The organism is Micromonospora sp. B9E7 (genome assembly GCF_039871815.1).
In the GTDB taxonomy this organism is placed as follows: Bacteria; Actinomycetota; Actinomycetes; order Mycobacteriales; family Micromonosporaceae; genus Micromonospora.
Genome location: NZ_JBDPLX010000026.1, coordinates 96029 through 112021 on the forward strand (window position 1 = coordinate 96029; position 15993 = coordinate 112021).

The 15993-nt window shown below is 70.8% G+C and carries 14 protein-coding genes; 9 read left to right on the forward strand and 5 right to left on the reverse strand.

The features are described from left to right. Positions 1–35: 35 nt before the first annotated feature. From ABGB10_RS29570 to ABGB10_RS29585, 4 genes are read right to left on the reverse strand one after another with little or no spacing between them, the layout of a single operon-like run. The gene (locus ABGB10_RS29570) at positions 36–980 is read right to left on the reverse strand and encodes a MerR family transcriptional regulator (protein ID WP_347664267.1); all 945 of its coding nucleotides are present in this window, start codon (positions 978–980) and stop codon (positions 36–38) included. Next, positions 970–1587 carry an isopentenyl-diphosphate Delta-isomerase gene (gene idi, locus ABGB10_RS29575; protein WP_347664268.1) on the reverse strand — a complete coding sequence of 206 codons (618 nt, stop codon included), beginning with the start codon at positions 1585–1587 and terminating at the stop codon, positions 970–972. Before idi ends, ABGB10_RS29570 begins: the two co-directional genes overlap by 11 nt. Beyond that, the gene (crtI, locus tag ABGB10_RS29580; protein WP_347664269.1) at positions 1584–3065 is read right to left on the reverse strand and encodes a phytoene desaturase family protein; all 1482 of its coding nucleotides are present in this window, start codon (positions 3063–3065) and stop codon (positions 1584–1586) included. Before crtI ends, idi begins: the two co-directional genes overlap by 4 nt. 28 nt (positions 3066–3093) lie before the next feature. After that, a complete protein-coding gene (locus ABGB10_RS29585) occupies positions 3094–4236 on the reverse strand; it encodes a polyprenyl synthetase family protein (RefSeq protein WP_347664270.1) in 1143 nt (380 codons plus the stop codon). Positions 4237–4300: 64 nt separating this feature from the next. Between ABGB10_RS29585 and ABGB10_RS29590 the strand changes: the two genes are divergently transcribed. Together ABGB10_RS29590 and ABGB10_RS29595 are read left to right on the forward strand one after the other, a co-directional pair. Then, positions 4301–5224 (forward strand): phytoene/squalene synthase family protein, encoded by a 924-nt coding sequence (locus ABGB10_RS29590; RefSeq protein WP_347664271.1) that lies wholly within the window; start codon positions 4301–4303, stop codon positions 5222–5224. Then, on the forward strand, positions 5221–6546 hold the full coding sequence (locus tag ABGB10_RS29595) for a deoxyribodipyrimidine photo-lyase (protein WP_347664272.1): 1326 nt from the start codon (positions 5221–5223) through the stop codon (positions 6544–6546). The genes ABGB10_RS29590 and ABGB10_RS29595 overlap by 4 nt, the downstream gene beginning before the upstream one ends. A 9-nt stretch (positions 6547–6555) precedes the next feature. On the opposite strand, the gene ABGB10_RS29600 is transcribed toward ABGB10_RS29595, so the two are convergent. After that, positions 6556–7620, reverse strand: a complete 1065-nt coding sequence (locus tag ABGB10_RS29600) for a serine hydrolase domain-containing protein (protein WP_347664273.1) — start codon at positions 7618–7620, stop codon at positions 6556–6558. Positions 7621–7711: 91 nt separating this feature from the next. On the opposite strand from ABGB10_RS29600, the gene ABGB10_RS29605 reads away from it, so the two are divergent. The 7 genes from ABGB10_RS29605 to ABGB10_RS29635 all read left to right on the forward strand — a co-directional run bounded on the left by ABGB10_RS29605 (position 7712) and on the right by ABGB10_RS29635 (position 15863). Next, positions 7712–9187 carry an FAD-dependent oxidoreductase gene (locus ABGB10_RS29605; RefSeq protein ID WP_347664274.1) on the forward strand — a complete coding sequence of 492 codons (1476 nt, stop codon included), beginning with the start codon at positions 7712–7714 and terminating at the stop codon, positions 9185–9187. A 107-nt stretch (positions 9188–9294) separates the two neighbouring features. After that, a complete protein-coding gene (locus ABGB10_RS29610) occupies positions 9295–9447 on the forward strand; it encodes a hypothetical protein (protein WP_347664275.1) in 153 nt (50 codons plus the stop codon). Next, positions 9428–10432, forward strand: coding sequence for a LacI family DNA-binding transcriptional regulator (locus tag ABGB10_RS29615; RefSeq protein WP_347664276.1), 1005 nt, complete (start codon positions 9428–9430; stop codon positions 10430–10432). The genes ABGB10_RS29610 and ABGB10_RS29615 overlap by 20 nt, the downstream gene beginning before the upstream one ends. Positions 10433–10800: 368 nt before the next feature. Continuing rightward, positions 10801–12180: an extracellular solute-binding protein gene (locus ABGB10_RS29620; protein WP_347664277.1), complete on the forward strand. Its 1380-nt coding sequence runs from the start codon at positions 10801–10803 to the stop codon at positions 12178–12180. An 88-nt stretch (positions 12181–12268) separates the two neighbouring features. Further along, positions 12269–13225 carry a sugar ABC transporter permease gene (locus tag ABGB10_RS29625; protein ID WP_347664278.1) on the forward strand — a complete coding sequence of 319 codons (957 nt, stop codon included), beginning with the start codon at positions 12269–12271 and terminating at the stop codon, positions 13223–13225. A 12-nt stretch (positions 13226–13237) separates the two neighbouring features. After that, on the forward strand, positions 13238–14125 hold the full coding sequence (locus ABGB10_RS29630) for a carbohydrate ABC transporter permease (protein ID WP_347664279.1): 888 nt from the start codon (positions 13238–13240) through the stop codon (positions 14123–14125). Positions 14126–14225: 100 nt separating this feature from the next. Then, positions 14226–15863 (forward strand): glycoside hydrolase family 13 protein, encoded by a 1638-nt coding sequence (locus tag ABGB10_RS29635; protein ID WP_347664280.1) that lies wholly within the window; start codon positions 14226–14228, stop codon positions 15861–15863. Positions 15864–15993 lie beyond the last annotated feature (130 nt).

The following is a 15993-nucleotide window of genomic DNA, read 5'->3' on the forward strand; positions in this document are numbered from 1 at the left end:
ACGGTAGTTCACCCGGTCAGCGGGCGACAGTGCGATCAGTCACGCGTCGACTGGTCCAGGGAGTCACGGACCGCGGCGGCCAGCGAGACCGCCTCGGCCAGGTCCACCGGCCGGACCACCCCGGCGGGCAACGCGTCTGCTCGCCAGCCAGGGCCGGCCGCGAGCGCCAGCAACGGGCGGCGGGGCGCGGCGAGCAACGCGCTGAGCTGGGCCGGGTCGGCGGTGACCCGGGTGTGCGACCAGAGCACCACGGCAGCCGGTCCGGTCCGGTTGACCGCCTCGACCAGGGCGGCCACCGGCACCCGGGCACCGAGCATCCGGTAGCTGACCCCGGCCTCCGCGAGAGCCGCGGCCAACGCCTCCAGTGGCAGGGTGTGCTGCTCCTCGTCGGCGCAGGAGAGCAGGATGCGAGCCGGCCCGGTGGGCACCCTGGCCCGACTGGCCGCCGCGAGCGCCTCCGAGACGCAGCGGGACACCAGGTGTTCCACCTCGATCAGGCCGGCGGTGGCGGCGTGGCGTTCGCCGATGCCGGCGAGCACCGGACGCAGCAGACCCTCCCAGGTGGCGACGACCCCGCTGGTGGCCAGGGCGTGCGCAATCGTCTCGCTGATCGCCGCCGCGTCCAGGCGCATTGCGGCTCGGGCCAACCCACGGGCTGCCGGCCCGGCCCGGCCCACCGGGATGCTTCCACCGCCGTCGCGACCGGGCGGGTGGATGCGGCTGGGGGCGACCGTGCCGTTGGGTGACGAGTCCGGTGCCTGGCGGGCCCAGCGGGCCGCCTCGGCAGGGCTCACCCCCTCGGCGGTGAGGCGGCGCATGATTTCGAGACGGGCCAGATCGGCCGGCGTGTAGCGGCGGTGGTGACCCGGGACGTGTTCACTGGGTCCGAGCCCGTAGCGCTGGTGCCAGGTGCGAAGGGTCGTCACCGCGACCCCCAGCCGGCGTGCAACCGCACCCGCGCTCAGCGCCTCATCGACCACCCGACCGCTCCGCCGTGTCGTCCGCCGGTCCGGGCGGGATCACGGCCGGACCGGATGTGCCGGACGTGGACCCCGAGGGGCGCAGCAGCCGGTTCACCACCCCGCCCAGCCAGGGCGCGTACGACCGGGGGTCGCGGTCCAGCTCGGCCTCCAGCGCGGTCGGGTCGGCCCACCGCAGCTCGGTCACCTCGCCCGGGTCCGGCAGCAGCGGAGCAGAGGGCAGGAAGTCACCCCGCAGCACGTGGTCGTACTCGAATTCGACCCGACCGGTCGCCGGATCCTCGGCGTAGTAGACGTAGACGCCGACCTCGGTCAGCTCGACCGGGCCCGCGCCCAGCTCCTCGCGTAGCCGCCGGTTGGCGGCCTCGGCGAGCGACTCTCCAGGCCGGGGGTGACCGCAGCAGGAGTTGGCCCAGCGCAGTGGGAACCGGGTCTTGACGGCGGCTCGGCGCTGGAGCAGCACCTGGCCGTCCGGGTCCACCAACAGCACCGAGAAGGCCCGGTGGAGTTGCCCTGGCGGCTGGTGCGCGGCGGCGACGGTCGTCTCGCCGTTGGCCTTGCCGGTCTCGTCGACCAGCTCGACAAGGTGCCCCTCGCGACTGCTCATCGGCCTTCCCCGGTGATCCGGCCGGCGGCGAGCTTGCCGGAGATGAGCACCATCGGTACGCCGACCCCGGGCTGTGTCCCGGAGCCGACGAAGACCACGTTCGACAGCTTGCGGTGCAGGTTCGACGGGCGGAACGGGCCGGTCTGGAAGAGGGTGTGGGCGGCGGCGAACGGCGTGCCGGCGGCCATCCCCTGCTCCTCCCACTCGGCCGGGGTGATCGCCCGCAGCACCTCGACGCCGGCGCCGAAGCCGACGTAGCCACGCTCCTCCAGGGTGCCGATCAATTGGTCGCTGTAGCGTCGGGTCAGGTCACCGCGCCACTCGAACGGAGCCCGGTGCAGGTTGGGCACGGGGGCGAGCACGTAGTAGGTGTGCCGGTCCGCAGGGGCCACCGACGGGTCGGTCCGGCTCGGGTTGGTCACCAGTAGCGACGGATCGGTCATCAGCTCACCCCGCCGGATGACCTCATCGAAGGTGCCCTTCCACGCGCGTCCGAAGTGGATGTTGTGATGCGCGATCTTGTCATATGCCTGTCGGGAACCGACGTGCAGAACGACGCAGGACGGCGAGTAGGTGAGCCGTCGTGCCGGAGCGGCCGGGAGCAGGTCCCGATACGCGACCGGCAGGTCGGGGTTGAGCACCACCACGTCCGCCCGGACCAGTTCGCCGTCGGCGGTGAGCACACCGGTGGCCCGGCCGTTCGCGGTCTCCACCTGGGTCACCGTGGTGTCGTACCGGATCTGCACGCCGTGCTTCTCGGCCGCGCCGGCCATCGCCCTGGAGACCGCGTGGATGCCGCCGCGCGGGAAGTAGACCCCGGCCACCGAGTCGAGGTACGCGATGACCGTGTAGATGGCCAGCGCGTCGTGCGGCGCGAGGCCGGCGTACATCGCCTGGAAGGAGAAGATCCGCTGGGTACGCGGGTCCCGGAAGAATTGGTTGATCTTCGTCTGGAGGCGACGGAAGGCCCCGCCGGTGAGCAACTTGAGCAGGTTGCCGGTGAGCAGGTCGGTCGGCGCGTCCAGGTTGCGCTCGATGAAGTCGGCCCGCTCCAGCCGCCACAACTCCCGCGCGTAGTCGACGAAGCGCAGGTAACCGTCGGCCTCACGCGGCCCGCAGACCCGGGAGATCTCGGCGGCCATCCGGGTGGTGTCGGTGAGCACGTCGAGGGTCGAGCCGTCCGGGTAGTACGCCCGGTAGGCAGGGTCGAGCGGGGTCAGGTCGAGCCAGTCGCGCAACTCCTCACCGACCGCACCGAGCGCCTCGGCGATCAGGTCGGGCATGGTGAGCACGGTCGGACCGGTGTCGAACTCGTAGCCGTCCACGGCCAGTCGACCGGCGCGCCCGCCGGGCACCGGCTCGCGTTCCAGCACGGTCACCTGCCGGCCACTGCCGGCGAGGTGCAGCGCGCAGGCGAGCCCACCCAGCCCGGCCCCGACGACCACCACCCGGTCCGTCCGTCCTGTCACCGTCCGCACGTGACCACCTCCTCGCTCAAGTCGCTCATCAGGCCCGCCGGTTGGCAGCGGCGGTGGCCAGCCCGGTCAGCGCGGTCCGCGCCGTCTGGTCCACGGGTGCGGCGTCGAGCGCCGCCAGCGCGTCACCCACCCGCTCGGCGATCATCCGCTCCACCCGGGTCACCGCACCGGTCTCCACGACCAGCTCGGCGAGCCGGTCGACCGGTCCGCCGGCGGCCCGCTCCAACGCCCGGAGCTGCGCCGGCGTGGCCAGCTCCCGAGCCAGCATGAGCAGCGTGGTCGGCTTGCCGGTGCGGAGGTCGTCACCGGCCGGCTTGCCGGTGGCGGCCGGATCGCCGTAGACGCCGAGGAGGTCGTCGCGGAGCTGGAACGCCTCGCCGACCGCCAGGCCGTAACGGGTGTACCCGGAGACCAGCGGATCGTCGAGGGGGACGCCGGCCAGGCAGGCACCGAAGAGCAGTGGTCGCTGGACGGTGTAGCTCGCGGTCTTGTAGCGGGCCACCCGCAGCGCCCGGTCGACCGACCAGTTGGCCGGGTCGTTCTCGCCGAGCACGTCGAGGTACTGCCCGGCGACCGTCTCCACCCGCATCTGGTCGTAGCAGCGGCGAACCTCGAACAGTCGGGCCGTCGGCACCGTGGCCTGGGCCAGCAGCCGATCGGCCCAGACCATGCAGAGGTCACCGATGAGCACGGCGACCGCCTCGCCGAAGCGGCCGGGATCGCCGCGGTGGCCGGCGGCGATGTGCTGTTCGGCGAGCGCGACGTGCGCGGTGGGGCGGCCGCGGCGGGTGGTGGACGCGTCCATCACGTCGTCGTGGACCAGGGCGAAGGTGTGCAGCAGCTCGAGCGCGGCCAGCGCGGGTAGGACGGGGGGCAGTGCCTCGGCGGCGCCGACCGCACCGCGCCACCCCCAGTAGGCGAACGTGGACCGGATCCGTTTGCCGCCGACGAGGACGGCGTCCCGCGCGGCTGCGGCGAATCGGCCCATGGATGTGTCGATCTCGGTGAGGGTGTCGACCTCGGCGGTGAGGAACGTGCTCAGGGTCTCGTGGACCGCCGCGATCAGGTCCTGGGTGTACGCGGCCAGGACGGCGCGGACCGGATCGTCCCCGTCCCCTGGCCCCGCTGGCGCCACGCGGGTCGCGTTACCCGCAACTGCGTCGTTGGCCATGCGGCTGAGCGTACCCTAGGCTACGAGTTGCGTCGATTGGTGCGTCGATAAATGAGGAGGGCCGGTGGAAACTGATCTCACCGCTGCCTATGACCGGTGCCGTGAGCTGCACAAACGTCACGGCCGCACCTACTATCTCGCCACTCGACTGCTCCCCGCTTGGAAACGACGACATGTGCACGCCCTCTATGGGTTCACCAGGTACGCGGACGAGATCGTGGACCGCACCGAGGACCTTCCCCAGGTCGAGCGGGCCGCCCTCCTGGACGACTGGGCCAGCCGATTCGTGTCCGGCCTGCACGGAGCTCCCGTCGACGACCCGTTGCTGCCGGCGGTCCTGCACACGATCGCCGTCTTCGATCTCGACCGGGACGACTTTGCGTCGTTTCTGAAGAGCATGGCGATGGACCTGACCGTCACCTCCTACCCGACGTACGACCACCTGCTCGACTACATGGAGGGCTCGGCGGCGGTGATCGGCACGATGATGCTGCCGATCCTGGGCAGCTCCGACCCGGCGGCGGCCCGGGAGCCGGCACGGCAGCTCGGCTTCGCCTTCCAGCTCACCAACTTCATCCGGGACGTCGCCGAGGACCTCGACCGGGGTCGCACCTACCTACCGGACGAGGACCTGGCGAAGTTCGGTGTGACCCGCGACGAGCTGGCCGAGGCCAACGCCCGGGGCCGCGGTACGCACCGGACCCGCGAGCTGATCGAGTACGAGGTGACCCGCGCCCAGGCGCACTACGCCGCCGCCGCTCCGGGCATCACCATGCTGGCGCCCGCCTCGCAGGCCTGCATGCGCACCGCGTACGCGCTCTACGGCGGCATCCTCGACGAGGTGGCCGCGCAGGGTTACGACGTCTTCGCCCGCCGGGCCCTGGTGCCGCAGCGGCGGCGGATGGCGGTGGCCGCCCGTGCCCTGCTCACCTCGACCGGTACGCCGGTCACCATCCCCGGGCCGACGGTCCGCCCGGAGACCCGGTGACCGCGAGCACGGCGATCGTGCTCCTCACCCGCGACCTGCGGGTGCACGACCATCCGGCGCTGGCCACCACCTGCGCCGCGTTCGACCGGGTGGTGCCCCTGTACGTGCTCGACCCGGCGCTGGCCGGCCTGTCGGCCAACCGCACCCGGTTTCTGCACCAGGCGCTCGCCGAGCTGCGCGCCCAGCTCCGTGATCGTGGTGGCGACCTGGTGGTGCGGCACGGTGACCCGGTGGCCGAGACGATCCGGTTGGCCGGCGAGGTCGGTGCCACCGCCGTCGCCCTGTCCGCCGACGTCAGCCACCACGCCCACCGTCGGGAGCGGCGGTTGCGTGCCGAGTGCGAGCAGCATCGGCTGCACCTGCGACTGTTTCCCGGGCTGACCGTGGTCGAGCCGGGTGCGCTCCAACCCGGTGGCGGCGGCGACCACTACCGGGTGTTCAGCCCGTACCACCGGTCCTGGGCCGCCCGCCGGTGGCGCGAGGAGCTGGCCGCGCCGGACCGGGTGGCGCTGCCCAGCGGCGTGCGAGTGGGCAGTCTGCCGAAGCCGCCGGCGGGAGACTCGCCGGACGCGGCGGTCGGCGGCGAGCGGATTGCCCGGCAGCGGCTCACCGACTGGCTGCCCGACCTGCACCGGTACGACGACCAGCACGACGACATGGCCGGTGACGACACCTCCCGGCTCAGCCCGTACCTGCGCTTCGGGTGCGTGTCCCCACTGGCGGTGGCCAACCGCGCCGGGGACCGGTCCGGGCCGTTCGTCCGGCAGCTCTGCTGGCGGGACTTCTACTACCAGGTCACCGCCGCCTTTCCGGAGATCTCGACCGTGGCGTACCGGCGGGGCGCCACCGAGCAGTGGCGCTACGACGACGATGCCCTGGCGGCCTGGACCGAGGGACGCACCGGAATGCCGATCGTCGACGCCGGGATGCGGCAGCTGCGAGCCCAGGGCTGGATGCACAACCGGGCCCGCCTGATCACGGCCGGCTACCTGACCAAGCACCTCGGGCAGGACTGGCGGTCCGGGGTGGCGGTCTTCTTCCGTTGGCTGCTCGACGGGGACGTGGCCAACAATTCCGGCAACTGGCAGTGGGTCGCCGGCACCGGCAACGACACCAAGCCGTACCGGGGGTTCAACCCGGTTCGGCAGGCCGAACGGTACGACCCGCAGGGCGACTACGTGCGCCGGTGGGTGCCGGAGCTGTCGGGGGTGCGGGGCAGGGCCGTGCACCAACCGTGGCGGCTGCCCGAGACGCTCCGCCGGACGCTCGACTATCCGCCGCCGCTCTCGGTGCCCGGCGCCGATCCCGTCTGGCTGCGCTGAGACAAGCGGTCAGAGGCAGGAGTGCAGCACCTCGACGAGTTCGTCCACCCGGTCGTGCTCGGCCAGGTGCGCCGTGGCGTACGCGAAGGCGTAACCGCGCTCCGGGTCGGCCCACGCGCTGCTGCCGCCGAGGCCGCCCATGCCCCAACTGCCGTCCGGCTCCCACTGCATGCCCAGCGTCCAGTGGGCGGGGCGGTCCAGCACCAGGTCCTGCCCGTCGTACTGGACCCGGGTCGCCTCCGCCACCAGCTCCGGGCTGACCAGCCGGACCCCGTCCAGGACACCACCGGCGAGCAGGCCGGCGTAGAGCCGGGCCAGGCTGGCCGCGGTGGCGTGCAGGTTGACCGCGGGCACCTCGGCGCCGCGCCAGAGTGGGCTGTTCAGCACGGCCAGGTCCAGCCCTCCGGCCGGGTTGCCCATCGCGCGCGCCCGCAGCGAGCCTGGCTCACCGAGCGCCCGGATCGGCCAGCCGGGGTCGCCGTAGCGTAGGTCGGCGCAGCGTCGCTGGTCCGCCTCGGTCAGCCCGAAGCCGAGGTCGAGCTGCCACCGGTCGGCGATCTCCTCGGCCAGGAACCGGCCCACCGACCGCCCGTCGACCCGGCGGACCAACTCGCCGACCAGGTGCCCGTACGTCCAGGCGTGCTCCCCGGCCACCGAGCCCGGCGACCACTCGGGGTCGGCGGCGGCCAGGTCGCCGGTGAGCAGCGCCCAGTCGGCGACCGCGGTGGCCGGTCGGGGCACCGGGAAGGCCGGCAGCCCGGCGGTGTGCGACAACACCTGACGCACGGTGGCCGGCGTGCGGAACTCCGGCCAGTACCGGTCGACCGGCGCGTCGAGGTCGACCCGGCCCCGGTCGACGAGCATCAGCAGGCAGAGTGCGGCCACCGGCTTGCCGACCGAGTAGACGTTGGCGAGCGTGTCCGGCCGCCACGGTTCGGCGCCGGCCCGGTGACCCCCGACCAGGTCGACGACGGGCTGCCCGTCGTACCAGACGGCCAGGTTGGCGCCGGTCTCCCGGCCCGAGGTGAGCAGGTCGTGGAAGCAGTCCCGGACCGGGGCGAAGCGTGCGTGCATGCCGTCACGGTAGGCGGCCCGGACCGGTGAGCGCGCCGACTTTTCTCCGGCCCCGGTGGTTCGGGTGGTGTCGCTGGGGGATGCTGTTCCGGTGGCAGATCCGGAGCTGGTGGATGTGGTCGTTGTCGGGCTCGGGGTTGGCGGCGAGGAGGTGGCCGAGCGGCTCGCCGAGGCCGGCCTGAGCGTCGTCGGCGTCGAACGGGACCTGGTCGGCGGGGAGTGCCCCTACTGGGGCTGCATCCCGAGCAAGATGATGATCAGGGCGGCCAACGCCCTCGCCGAGGCCCGCCGGGTCGACGGGCTCGCCGGGACGGCACAGGTCCAGCCGGACTGGGCGCCGGTGGCGAAGCGGATCCGCGAGGAGGCCACCGACACCTGGGACGACACGGTCGCGGCCGAGCGGTTCGTCGGCAAGGGCGGCCGGCTCGTGCGGGGCAGTGGCCGTCTCGACGGTCCGCGTCGGGTCCGGGTCGGTGACCAGGTGTTCGAGGCCCGGTACGGGGTCGTGCTGGGCACCGGGACCCGTCCGTCGGTGCCACCGATCGACGGCCTGGCCGACACGCCGTACTGGACCAACCATCAGGCGATCGAGGTCGAGAAGCTGCCGGAGTCGCTGCTGGTGCTCGGCGGCGGCGCGATCGGTCTGGAGTTGGCACAGGTCTTCGCCCGCTTCGGCGTCCGGGTGACGGTCGTGGAGGCGCTCGACCGGGTGCTGGCCGTCGAGGAACCGGAGGCGTCCGAGGTCGCCGCCGCCGCGCTGCGCGCCGACGGCGTGGAAATCCACACCGGGGTACGCGCCGAACGGGTCGAGCACGACGGCAACCGGTTCACCCTGCGTGGCAGCGGCGGTGCGGCATACACCGCCGACCAACTGCTGGTGGTGACCGGGCGCAAGGCCCACCTCGCCGAGCTGGGGCTGGACACGATCGGCCTGGACGGCAGCCAGCGTTTCCTGCCGGTCGACGACCGGTTGCACGTCACCGAGCACGTCTGGGCGGTCGGCGACCTGACCGGTGAGGGCGCCTTCACCCACATCGCCATGTACCAGGCGGGAATCGTGATCGCCGACATCCTGGCCCAGGCCCGGCAGGCGAAGGCGGGGGCGGACGCCAGCGGCACCTCCAGCGTGGTCGGCGGAGCGATGGGCGCGTCCAGTTCGCTGGCCGCCAGCGGGTCGAGCGGCTCGGCCGGCACCGTCCCGCGAGCCGACTACCGTGCGCTGCCCCGGGTGACCTTCACCGATCCCGAGGTCGGCGCGGTCGGGCTCACCGAGCGGCAGGCCCGCGATCGGGGCATCAACGTGCAGGTCGGTTTCACCAAGCTGAGCAGTTCGACCCGGGGCTGGATCCACCAGGTCGGCGACGAGGGCTTCATCAAGCTCGTCGCGGACGCCGACCAGGGCGTGCTGATCGGCGCGACCTCGGTCGGTCCGGCCGGCGGCGAGGTGCTGTCCGCGTTGGTGGTGGCGGTGCACGCGGCGGTGCCACTGAGCCAGCTCCGGCACATGATCTACGCGTACCCGACCTTCCACCGGGCCATCGAGACCGCGTTGCGCGACCTGTCCTGATCCGCGCCCCGCGCCCCGCTCCCCGCGCGTGGCGATGCCGCGCGCGGGCTGGGCATGATCCACTCGCGTTTCCGAAAGTCGCGGTATCCGGGCACTAGAACACCGCAATGTCCCTGAAAACCGAGTCGATCATGGCCGCCTCGGATCTGGTCGGCGATGGGAAAAATGCGGCAGCCGGCCAGCAAGCGGCAGCCATTTTGCTGTTCATTTCTTTCATTGCGGTGACGTACGATTGCGACTGTGACCAAGCGGTTGACTGAAGTTGCCAAGAAGGCGGGCGTCAGCGAGGCCACCGTCAGCCGGGTGCTCAACGGCCGTGACGGGGTGTCGGAGGCGACCCGGACCGCGGTGCTGACCGCGCTGGACGTGCTCGGTTACGAGCGGCCGACCAAGCTGCGTGGCGAACGTGCCCGGCTGGTCGGGCTGGTGCTGCCCGAGTTGCAGAACCCGATCTTCCCGGCGTTGGCCGAGGTCGTCACGGGGACCCTCGCCCAGCGCGGTTACACGCCGGCTCTCTGCGCCCGGACCATCGGCGGCGTCTCCGAAATGGACTACGTGGAGATGCTCCTCGACCACCAGGTCTCCGGGGTGATCTTCGCCGGTGGTTCGTACGCGCTCGCCGACGCGCGACACGACCACTACCGTCGGCTGACCGATCGGGGTCTTCCGGTCGTGCTGGTGAACGCGGGTGTGGACGAGCTGGGTTTCCCCCGGGTCTCGACGGACGACGCGGTGGCTGTGGAGCAGGCGTACGGGCACCTGCGCTCGCTCGGGCACGAACGCATCGGGATGGTGCTCGGTCCGGAGGGGCACGTGCCGTCGCGCCGCAAACTGGACGCGATGATCCGGGCCGCAGGCTGGGGCGAGGGCGACGCCGAGTGCGTCGAGCGGTCCAGTTTCTCGATGGAGGGGGCGCGGGTCGCCGCGACGAAACTGGTCGAGCGTGGCGTCACCGGCATCATCTGCGCCAGTGACGTACTGGCGTTGGGCACCATCCGTGCGGCCCGGCGGCTGGGTCGCTCGGTGCCGGCCGACGTGTCGGTGGTGGGCTTCGACGACTCCGCGTTCATGACCTGCACCGATCCGCCGCTGACCACGGTCCGGCAGCCGATCGAGACGATGGGGCAGGCCGCCGTGGACCTGCTGGTCACCCAGATCGAAGGTGCCGGGGTGCTGCAGGACGAGCTGCTGTTCGAGCCCGAGTTGGTGGTGCGGGGTTCCACCGCGCCCGCCCCCGGCCGCTAGGCACGGCCCCCGCGCCGCCCCCTGGGGCCGCCCGGCACCACCACCGAACGACGCTTCGGCCGTCGACCGCTTCACGCGGTCGGCGGCCGTTTTCGTCGTTGCTCGCAGTGAGCTTCATCGAACCGATCGAATGACCCGCCATAAGGGAGCAAAGCGCGACATTCCCGGCTACTTTCAAAGGCTTGCCAACATCTGCCGTCATCATGTCGTGTCCTTTCGCTACAGGGTCGACACCTTGCTGAAATGAGTCGGCCTCGCTACAGTGACTCCACTCACACCTGGCTCCGACGCAGCTACTGGGCGTCAGGTCGCATCACCGCAGATCAGCGAAGGTCATTGGAGACACCCGTTCCCGAAGGGATGGACAGATGTCCGTACCGCAATACCGAAAGGCTGCGGCGGTCGCGCTCGTGGCCGGCCTGGGGCTCAGCCTCACGGCGTGCTCCACGAAGAGTGACGACAAGGGCGCGACCGCTGGCGGCAAGGTCACCATCACGGTCGACTGCCAGCCCGTCGGTGCCCAGAAAGAGCTGCTGAAGAACTGGAACGACGATGTCGCCGAGTTCCAGAAGCAGAACCCGGACATCACCATCAAGAGCGTCAGCGTCGGCGAGCAGTGCAACAACCCGCCGGACTTCACCGCCCGTCTCGCCGGCGGCACCGTGACCGACGTGTTCTACGGGTACATGACCGATCTCCAGCAGGTGCTCGACTCCGGTCAGGCGATGGACATCAGCCAGTACGCCAACAAGGACACGATCCCGACCTGGGAGAGCGTCGACCCGGCGCTCAAGGGGGTCTTCACCGACGGCGGCAAGCTCTACGCCGTTCCGGTGAAGAACTACTCGATGGGCCTGGTCTACAACAAGGTCCTGTTCCAGCAGGCTGGGCTCGACGCGAACAACCCTCCGAAGACCTGGGCTGACGTCCGGGCCGCCGCGAAGAAGATCTCCGCGCTCGGCAACGGCATCGCCGGCTACTCGGAGTACAGCGCCGGCAACACCGGCGGCTGGCACTTCACCTCCCTGCTCTACTCGCAGGGCGGCCAGGTGCTCACGGCCGACGGCAAGAAGGCCGACTTCAACAACGCCATGGGCAAGCAGGTCCTGCAGAACCTCAAGGACATGCGGTACGGCGACAACAGCATGGGTGCCCGCCAGCTGCTCCAGTGGGGCGACCTGCTGACCAACGCCGGCGCGGGCAAGGTCGGCATGTTCATCGGCGCGCCGGACGCCACCCAGGCGATCGTCAGCCAGTTCCAGGGCAAGTTCCAGGACTGGGCGATGAGCCCGCTGCCCGGCCAGGACGGCGCGGCGAAGGGGACGCTCGGTGGTGGCGAGGGCTACTTCTTCAAGAAGGACCTCACGCCCGAGCAGGTCAAGGCCGGTCTGAAGTGGATCGCGTACCAGAAGCTCACCCCGGGCAAGGGTCAGTTCGACTACGTCCGGGCCAAGCCGCAGAACTACCCGGTGGGCCTGCCCCAGCCGCTGCTCTTCGCCAACGGCAGTGAGGCGCAGAAGCAGGAGCTGGAGCTGCGCAAGGCGAACGCGAACGTCGACACCGCGAACTTCGCGCTCTTCGAGGCGACCCCGGTTGCGATCAAGGGTGAGCCGCGCAACGCGCAGGCGATCTACGCGGTGCTCGATGCCGCTATGTCAGGTGTGCTGACCAACCCGAACTCGAACATCGACGCACTGCTCAAGACCGCCGAGGAGAAGGTCAACCAGCTCCTCGCCGCGGAGAGCTGACCGAGCGTGTGGGGGCCGGGACGCCGACCCGGCCCCCACACACCACCCGCACCGCATCTCGACGTCACTAACTCACCCAGGAGTTGCCTTGGCGATCACCGTCGTCCCGGAGACCCCCAGGAAACCGGGCCGCCCGCCGTCGCCGTACGCGGCCGGGGCGCAGCGCACGAGCTTCGGCCGCAAGGTACGGGACAACCTCACCGGGCACGCGTTCCTGATCGGCGCGGTGCTCTGCTTCGTCGTCTTCTCCTGGTACCCGATGATCCGCGGCATCGTCATGAGCTTCCAGCGGACCCGGCGCGGCGAGACCACCTGGGTGGGCTGGGACAACTACTCCCGCATCCTCGCCGACCCGAGCTTCTGGCCGGCCTGGCAGAACACGCTCTACTTCACGCTGCTCGCGCTCGTCCTCGGGTACGCGGTGCCGTTCTTCGTGGCGGTTCTGCTCAACGAGTTCCGCCACGCCAAGGGGTACCTGCGGATCCTGGTCTACCTGCCGGTCATGCTGCCGCCGGCCTCGGCGCTGTACCTCTTCAAGTTCTACGCGTACGACCCCAGCGAGGCGGGTCTGTTCAACGCGATCCTGAAGGCGCTGCACCTGCCCACCTCGCAGTGGATGCAGTCGCCCGAGATGACGATGCCGGCGATGGTGCTCGCGTCGACCTGGATGAACATGGGCGGGGCGGTGCTGATCTACCTGGCCTCGTTGCAGAACATCCCCGGCGAGTTGTACGAGGCCGCTGAGCTCGACGGTGCCGGCATCTGGAAGCGCATCCGCCACGTGACGATCCCGCAGACCCGGTTGATCCTCGCGCTGCTGGCGATGATCCAGATCGTCGCCACGATGCAGCTCTTCATCGAGCCACTGATCCTCGCCAACGGCGCGGGCGCGGAGGACTCCGCCACGTCGGTGGCGTACCTCATCTACCAGCACGGCTTCTTCCAGAACGACCTCAACGGCGCTGCGGCGCTCGGTGTGATCATGCTCGTGGTGCTGGCCGGCTTCTCCGCCGCCTACCTGCGGCTGAGCGCGAAACAGGACTAGGACGGGCGAGACATGGCACAGGACTCCGGCACCCGGACCCTCATCTCCTCCGCGCAGCTTCGCCGTGGGCGCGGCAGGTTCATCTACTGGTCTCTGCTCACCGTCGTCGTCGTGGGGTTCACCCTCGTCTTCCTCGGGCCGCTCTACTGGATGGTCACCGGCGCACTGAAGTCCGGTCAGGAGATCGCGCAGACCCCGCCCTCGCTGTTCCCGAAGGACCCCCAGCCGCAGAACTACATCGACGCGTGGAACAACCTGGACCTCGCCAAACTGTTGTTCAACACGTTCTACTACGCCACCGGCGCGGTGCTGTTCCAACTCGTCTTCGACACCGCCGCCGCGTACTCGATGTCGAAGCTTCGGCCGATCTTCGGCAACGTGATCCTCGCCCTCATGCTGGGAACGCTGATGATCCCGGCGATGGTGCTCATCGTTCCGCAGTACGTGACGGTGATCGACCTGCCGATCCTGCACATCAACCTGCTCGACTCGCCGTTCGCCATCTGGCTGCCCCTGGTCGCGAACGCGTTCAACATCTTCCTGTTGAAGCGGTTCTTCGACTCGATCCCGGAGGAGTTGATGGCGGCCGCCCTGATGGACGGGGCGACGTCGCTGCGCACGCTGTGGTCGATCATCCTGCCGCTGTCGCGCCCCATCCTCGGCGTGGTCTCGATCTTCGCGGTGACGGCGGTCTGGAAGGACTTCCTCTGGCCGAAGCTGGTCATGCCGTCGCCGGAGACCCGGACGGTCAGCGTCGGCATCTACGCCTTCGCCGGTGGCACGCCGATGAACGTGGTGATCGCCGCCTCGGTCATCGCCGCGATCCCGACCGTCATCATCTTCCTGATCTTCCAACGGAACATCATGTCCGGGCTGACCACGGGCAGCATCAAGGGATAGCCACGACCGCAACACCCCGCGGCGAACAACCGTCGTTCGCCCCGACACACATACAGGTCCGGCGAACCCGCCGACGTACTGACCCAGAAAGCAGGTGCTCGTGTCCACAGCAGACAGCAGTCCGTGGTGGCGTGGAGCGGTGATCTACCAGGTGTATCCCCGGAGCTTCGCCGACGGCAACGGCGACGGCATCGGCGACATCGCCGGCATCCGGTCCCGGCTGGATCACCTGTCCGCGCTCGGCGTCGACGCGATCTGGTTCAGCCCCTGGTATCCCTCGCCGATGGCGGACGCCGGCTACGACGTGTCCGACTACCGTGACATCGACCCGGTCTTCGGCACCCTCGCCGAGGTCGAGGCGTTGATCGCCGAGGCGCACGCGCTGGGCATCCGGACCATCGTCGACGTGGTGCCGAACCACTGCTCCGACGCGCACCCCTGGTTCCAGGCGGCGCTCGCCGGTGGGCCCGGCGCTCCCGAGCGGGACCTGTTCTGGTTCCGCCCCGGCCGGGGCCCCAACGGCGACGAACGACCCACCGACTGGGTCGGCGAGTTCGGCGGTGAGACCTGGACCCGTACCACCAACCCGGACGGCACCCCCGGCGACTGGTACCTGCACCTCTTCGCCCCGCAGCAGCCGGACTTCAACTGGGACCACCCCCGGGTGCGGGCGGAGTTCGAGGACATCCTGCGGTTCTGGTTCGACCGGGGCGTGGACGGCATCCGCATCGACTCGGCCGGGCTGCTGGTCAAGGACGGGACGCTGCCCGAGGTCCAGCCCGACCAGCCGCACCCGTTCCACGACCTCGACGGGGTGCACGACATCTACCGGGGCTGGCGGCGGGTCGCCGACGAGTACGCCGACCGCGCGTTGATCGGTGAGGTGTGGCTGCCGGACCGGCAGCGGTTCGCCAACTACCTGCGCCCGGACGAGTTGCACGCCGCGTTCAACTTCGACTTCCTCGGCTGCGCCTGGGACGCTTCCGCGTTGCGCGAGAGCATCGACGGGACGTTGAGCGCGCACGCGCCCGTCAACGCGCCGGCCACCTGGGTCCTCTCCAACCACGACGTCACCCGGCACGTCACCCGCTACGGTCGGGCCGACACCAGGTTCAGCTTCGCCGCCAAGCGCGAGGGCACCCCCACCGACCTGGAGCTGGGCACCCGTCGCGCCCGGGCCGCCGCGCTGCTCTCGCTGTCGCTGCCCGGAGCCGCCTACGTCTACCAGGGCGAGGAGCTGGGCCTCTACGAGGTCGAGGACATCCCGTACGCGTTGCGTCAGGACCCGATGTGGGAACGGTCCGGCCGGATCGACCCGGGCCGGGACGGCTGCCGCGTACCCCTGCCGTGGGCTGGTGACGAGCCGCCGTTCGAGTTCAGTCCGGCCGGTGCCGCAGCGCCCTGGCTGCCCCAGCCGGCCGACTGGAAGGACCGGACGGCCCGCGCGCAGACCGGAGACTCGGCCTCGATGCTGGAGCTGTACCGGGCGGCGATCCAGGCGCGGCGGGCCGACCCGGCGCTCGGCGACGGGGAGCTGACCTGGCTGCCCGCCCCGGACGGGGTGCTCGCCTTCAGTCGTGGCGGCGGTTTCGCCTGCGTCGTCAACCTCTCCGACTCGCCGGTTCCGATGCCGGCGGAGGGGGAGTTGCTGCTGGCCAGTGGGCCACTCGACGACGGGTTGCTGCCGGCCGACACCGCGGTCTGGCTGCGTACCGCCAAGGCGGCCGACCTGACCTGACCCTGCTCGCCGTGGTGGGGGGGGGGGGCGCCGACGCGATCGCCGCGACCGGCTCGGCTCGGCAGCGGGTGCTGTCCTGGGCCACCACGTACGCCTCGGCGCGCGGCGGGCTGGCCGCGGCGCGCGACGG